The following is a 5,447-nucleotide window of genomic DNA, read 5'->3' as shown; positions in this document are numbered from 1 at the left end:
TCAGATCAGTGGCATCACAAAAGGTCAAGCTGCCCTAGACATCCTGATGGCTGAAAACCAATTCAACGAAGCACCTCCTGAAGGCATGGAATGGGTCATTTTTGATGTAACGATGAAATTGTTGGATGGGAATCAAGACACACCTTTCACGATACTGCCAAATTTTGAAATCGTGTCATCATCCGGTAGCGAAATTGCCCAAGATGCATACGCTAGCCTCGAGGGTAACGAATTCGGTTATACTGATATTTTTCCTGGAGCAGAAGCATCTGGACGTGTAGTTAAATATGCTCCAATAGGAGACAACTTCTTGATTTCTTATGATGAAAATTTTTCGGCGTCCTTCTATTTTAGTGCACAATAAAGGAAATGCTTATGACGGAATATGAAAAAATTAAAAAGATTGAAACATCTGTCGGTGGCTACTTTGGTGGTTATTACCAAGTGGGGGTTGATTTGGAGAATAATCTGGTCAGCTGGACTCATGGCGGCGAAGGCGAACTCGAAGAAACAGTTCATAGAACCATTCGATTAGCTACTGGGGGAAAATTCGTTGAACAGCTGGAAACATTAGATTTGTTGAATTGGGAAGCCGAATATGTAGATCAGGGTATCATGGATGGAACACAATGGCATATTGAAATAGTGATGGATGGCCATACAATTGCTAAACATGGAAGTAATGATTACCCTGAGCAATGGGGGGAATTCCGACAGGCTATCTCTAAGATCGCGAGAAAGCCATTCAGGTAAGTCTAAGATGTGAAACAAACATTCAACTATTTCCAGATCCATTCACTGGGATGACACACTAAAAATGAAGGACCTGTCTTAATATTAATATGTGAGGAGTATTTCATTATGAAAAAACTAAAGGAAAGGCTAGTGTCAATACTTGCTATAGGGTTTGTTTTGACAGCCGGATTGTTTATACTAAATAAAACTGAAATAATTTCCATCCAAACTAATAAAACCTCAGAAACAGCTTTAACGCAGGAAAAATTAGTGGAACTGTCAGAATTGGCAACATTAAAGTATGAATACAGTAATGTAATAATAAGCCGCACAGATAGGAGTATACCAGTGCCTGTATTTCCTGATTTTAATTTTGCAGAGGCAATCAAACTAATCGAATATTCTGGATATCTAAAGGCAGGAACAGATTTTTCTAAGGTTAAACAATCGTATGATGAAGTTTCCAAACGATTATTAGTCAAAGTCCCGAAATCCTATATACTCGATAATGTTGTTGAGACCGAAAAAACGAAAGTGGAAGATGTCAAAGGAAATATATTTTCGGATTATCCCACTCAGACCATCATTGACGAAATAAATGCTCATAAAAAACAACTTGAAGAAGAAAAAATTAGCAATGGCTTTTTGGAAGAGGCAGACAAAAGAGCAGAGTTATTGTTGATTTCTCATTATAGCTCCAATGGTTACGATGATGTTATAATTGAGTTCTATTAAAATTATTACTGGTGAGAATCACCGCCGAGAGGGTTCATTTTTTAATGCTGTAATCAGCTATGTCAACTTATGCTGAAAAACCACACAAAGAGGGACTGCCTCAAAGTCGATTTCAAATGACCTTGAGACAGCCCCTCCTTTTTTGTTATCGGATTTAGTTATCTTCCGAATGGCGTTCGCTGACCTGGAACTCGTCAGCATTCTCGAACATGTATTTCACCATGTCTGCATCATACGGTTCGTCATAGGTTTTATCATCGTCGAAGTGGAGGCCATGCTGGAATTCTTCATAGTCGGAATCGTAGCTGTCATCCAGCCTTATTCCCCTCCAGTATAACGCTTAGAATCGACGCTCTTAAATATATAAGGATGCGCTGCCCGAAGCTAATTAACGGTTTTTGAGTAAAGGATTCGTAAAGCGGAGAATGTCGCGCGCCGCAGTAACGGTTGACTCTTTCGGTATGATACAATTTGAGCAAAGAGGAAAAGTGAAAAGGTGTTGAAATCCGTCAGATCGTCCAAACTGTGCCAAGAAGAAAATAATATGGAATGGCCGCAACAGTACTTGATGTCGTTTGTGTGGCTGTGACTTACAAATGAAAGCGCTTGTTGATTTGCGGGTTTCTTTCGGAAAAGGAGTGGATTATTTGTGATTACGTTAAACGAGCTCGGTTTTATCCGGGCAGGAGTAGCCGTTCCAAAACTTCAGGTTGCGGATCCAACGTTCAATTGTCGGCAAATATTGGATTTAAGCTTTAAAGCCGCTTCTCAAAAGGTCAACGTGCTTCTGTTCCCTGAACTCAGTATCACGGGCTACAGCAGCGGGGATTTGTTCCATCAGCGTCTGTTGCTGGAGGCGGCCGAGAAAGAGTTGACGGAATTGCTGCAGGGGACAAAATCTCTTGAAATGGTGATTGCGGCAGGGATGCCTGTGCGGGCAGACAATCAACTGTTCAATTGCGCTGTCGTTTTCTTCAAAGGCAGAATATTAGGCATCGTCCCCAAAACCTTTATCCCTAACTACAATGAATTTTATGAGAAACGTTGGTTTTCTTCATCCGTTCACCGCATTTCCGACAAAATCAGCCTCTGTGGGCAAGAGGTCCCGTTTTGCGAGAATCTGTTGTTCAAAGATGCCGGTTCGGAGTTGGTGATCGGTGTGGAAATTTGCGAAGATCTATGGGTTCCGATTCCACCCAGTTCCAACCATGCGCTGAACGGGGCCAACCTGCTCCTCAACCTATCGGCCAGCAATGAAGTGGTGGGCAAGGCAGCCTACCGAAAAAGTCTGGTGGCGGGGCAGTCCGCGAAATGTATCGCAGCATATCTATACGCCTCGTCTGGCTCCAGCGAGTCTACCACCGATCTGGTTTTTGGCGGGCATGCCATCATCGCAGAAAACGGAACCTTGCTGCAAGAAGACAGGATGAACCTACAGGAAACCCTGCTCATCCAGGATATCGATATCGAGCGTCTCATGAATGACCGCAGAAAAATCAATTCCTTCATGGGCAATGTGGAACGCCATGACTATCAAACCGTCATTTTCCAGCTACATCACGCGGCAGCAGCTCCGGAAGCGGAAAATGAAACGACTGACTTCCGCCGCAAGGTTGACCCTAAACCTTTTGTCCCGGCAGAAAAACAGACTCGTGAGCAGTCGTGTTCCGACATATTCACCATTCAAGCAACCGGATTGGCCCAACGTTTGAATAAGACAGGCATCAAGAAGGCGGTGTTGGGGATTTCCGGTGGCCTCGATTCCACCTTAGCCCTTCTGGTGACCTATCATGCGTATAAGCAGCTTCAGCGCCCAGCCAAAGATATCATCGGGGTCACCATGCCGGGATTCGGGACATCCAATCGCACCTACGCTAATGCCGCATCACTGATGCAGGCGTTGGGGATCACGACTAAAGACATATCCATCCGGGACGCCTGCATCCAGCACATGGAGGATATCGGCCATGATCCAAATGAAAAGGATATCACCTACGAGAATCTCCAAGCGAGGGAGCGGACCCAAATTTTAATGGATATCGCCAACCAGGAAGCAGGGCTGGTGGTCGGTACAGGCGATTTGTCGGAGTTGGCATTGGGTTGGTGCACGTATAATGGCGATCATATGAGCATGTACGGCGTCAACGCCAGCATACCAAAGACCTTGGTTAAATATTTAGTAGCATGGTTTGCGGAATCGGCTGAGCCCAATATCAAAAAGGTACTGGAAGATATTCTCAATACGCCGATCAGTCCCGAATTGCTTCCGCTGGATGAGTCCGGGAACATCCAGCAGATGACGGAAAAGGTTATAGGCTCCTATGATCTGCACGACTTTTTCCTTTATTATGTCCTGCGGTTCGGCTTCAACCCCGCCAAGATCATTTTCCTGGCTGAGCACGCCTTTGAGGACAGCGATAGGCAAACGATCATCAATCAACTCCGGGTGTTCTACAAACGTTTCTTCACCCAACAATTCAAACGCTCCTGCATGCCGGACGGCGTGAAAGTAGGTTCGGTCAGTCTTTCCCCCCGAGGTGATTGGCGCATGCCGAGTGATGCCAGCTATGAACTTTGGCTGAGTGAATTGGAGCGGATTGTGTAACATAATAGGACTATGCTGGCCGTCTCTGGATCCGGAGATACAAAGAAGACGCGAAAGGCTGAAACCTATTCTATAAGCAGAATTATTGGAAAGGAAATCAGTGAATCCGATGAAAAATAATAATGTCAACGTTCTGCATATCCTCTCATTCTTGATCATCATTTTAAGTGTGGTGGCTACTGCCACGGGGCTTTTCTATACAACAGGTGGAGCGCCTTTCGACATCATCAACCAGTATGGCGATAGCGTCAAAATGTACGGGGATGGCATCTATGCCCACGATTCCTTTTTCAGGGTACCCATCTTCAAAGGGACCGACTTAACCATTCTTGTGGTGGGGGTCCCGATGCTGGCTGCAGCAACGCTGTTGGACTTGAAAAAGAAGACTGTGAAGCGACGAATCCTACTGGCCTCCGTGATAGCTCTATTCCTCTACTATGCTTCAAACATTGCGTTTGGCGTGGCCTATAATTCTCTCCACTTGGTGTATATCGCCCTTTTTTCATCATCGCTCTTTGCCTTGATCATTGCGATGAGCGGCATGGATTATTCAGAGTTGGAAAAGTCCATCACGAACGTACTTCCATATAAGGGGATTTATGCTTTCCTGGCGGTGACGGGTATCGCACTTTTCATTGCCTGGCTGCCCGATATCATCAGCGCCTTGCTGGCCGGCCGTGCCTTGGCGATGATCGAGGTCTATACGACGGAACCAACCTATGTTTTGGACATGGGCATCATCAGCCCACTGGCATTCAGCTGTTTATTTCTCCCGCGCAAGAGGGAGGGACTGGGCTATATGCTTCTTTCGATTTTGCTGATCATATGCATGGTCATGGGGATAATGTTGCCTGTCCAGACGGTGTTCCAAGTTGCGGCAGGAATAGCGATTCCTTTGCCGGTCCTGATCACAAAAATCGGCATTTTTGTGGTTTTAGCAGTGTTCGCCGCCTATTTCGAAATCCGGTTCATGAGGATATTGCAGCAACGATAAGGCTTCCAGAGACAGTAGTAAATCTATGTTCCTTCTATGGATGAAAAACAAAAAAGAACGTGGGGCCATCGAGGCAACCACGTTCTTTTCTCGAATTATTTGTCTTCCGAATGGCGTTCGCCAACCTGAAAATCATCAGCTTGCTCAAACATGTATTTAACTGTGATGGCATCTTCGCCTGTGAGCTGTTTGAAATCATCAGTGAAGTTGTCCATCTTGCCTAAGCGAATCGCTTCGCCGAAAGTGACCATGCCTTCAGACGAGAAGGGTGCTTCGGAGTCTTTTTTGAATGCACCTTCTGTTGTTCTCGGCACGCCCATTGCGTCGAAGATGGCGTAGTTTGCTTCATCGGAGATGGCTTGATAGCTGACATTGTTG

7 protein-coding genes are annotated in these 5,447 nt (G+C 45.3%); 6 read left to right on the top strand and 1 reads right to left on the bottom strand.

All coding sequences use genetic code 11. The features are described 5' to 3' along the window. The 6 genes from WBV27_RS05070 to WBV27_RS05045 form a co-directional block, all read left to right on the top strand. Positions 1-364 (top strand): hypothetical protein (locus tag WBV27_RS05070; protein WP_424200002.1); only part of this gene is annotated, 364 nt, incomplete at its 5' end. 11 nt (positions 365-375) lie between these two features. Next, a complete protein-coding gene (locus WBV27_RS05065; protein WP_424200000.1) occupies positions 376-753 on the top strand; it encodes a hypothetical protein in 378 nt (125 codons plus the stop codon). Between the two features lie 108 nt (positions 754-861). Beyond that, a complete protein-coding gene (locus tag WBV27_RS05060; protein ID WP_424199998.1) occupies positions 862-1,470 on the top strand; it encodes a DUF4230 domain-containing protein in 609 nt (202 codons plus the stop codon). 169 nt (positions 1,471-1,639) lie between these two features. Further along, on the top strand, positions 1,640-1,807 hold the full coding sequence (locus WBV27_RS05055) for a hypothetical protein (protein WP_424199996.1): 168 nt from the start codon (positions 1,640-1,642) through the stop codon (positions 1,805-1,807). A 312-nt stretch (positions 1,808-2,119) separates the two neighbouring features. Beyond that, entirely contained in the window at positions 2,120-4,075 is a 1,956-nt protein-coding gene (locus tag WBV27_RS05050; protein ID WP_424199994.1) for an NAD(+) synthase, read from the top strand. A gap of 109 nt (positions 4,076-4,184) precedes the next feature. Further along, a complete protein-coding gene (locus tag WBV27_RS05045) occupies positions 4,185-5,069 on the top strand; it encodes a hypothetical protein (protein WP_424199992.1) in 885 nt (294 codons plus the stop codon). A 95-nt stretch (positions 5,070-5,164) separates the two neighbouring features. On the opposite strand, the gene WBV27_RS05040 is transcribed toward WBV27_RS05045, so the two are convergent. Continuing rightward, a partial coding sequence (locus WBV27_RS05040) for an NmrA family transcriptional regulator (RefSeq protein ID WP_424199990.1) occupies positions 5,165-5,447 on the bottom strand: 283 nt, incomplete at its 5' end.

This window comes from Trichococcus sp., from assembly GCF_049589555.1.
In the GTDB taxonomy this organism is placed as follows: Bacteria; Bacillota; Bacilli; order Lactobacillales; family Aerococcaceae; genus Trichococcus.
The sequence above is the reverse complement of the archived record's forward strand: the minus strand, read 5'-3'. Positions and strand labels throughout refer to the sequence as shown.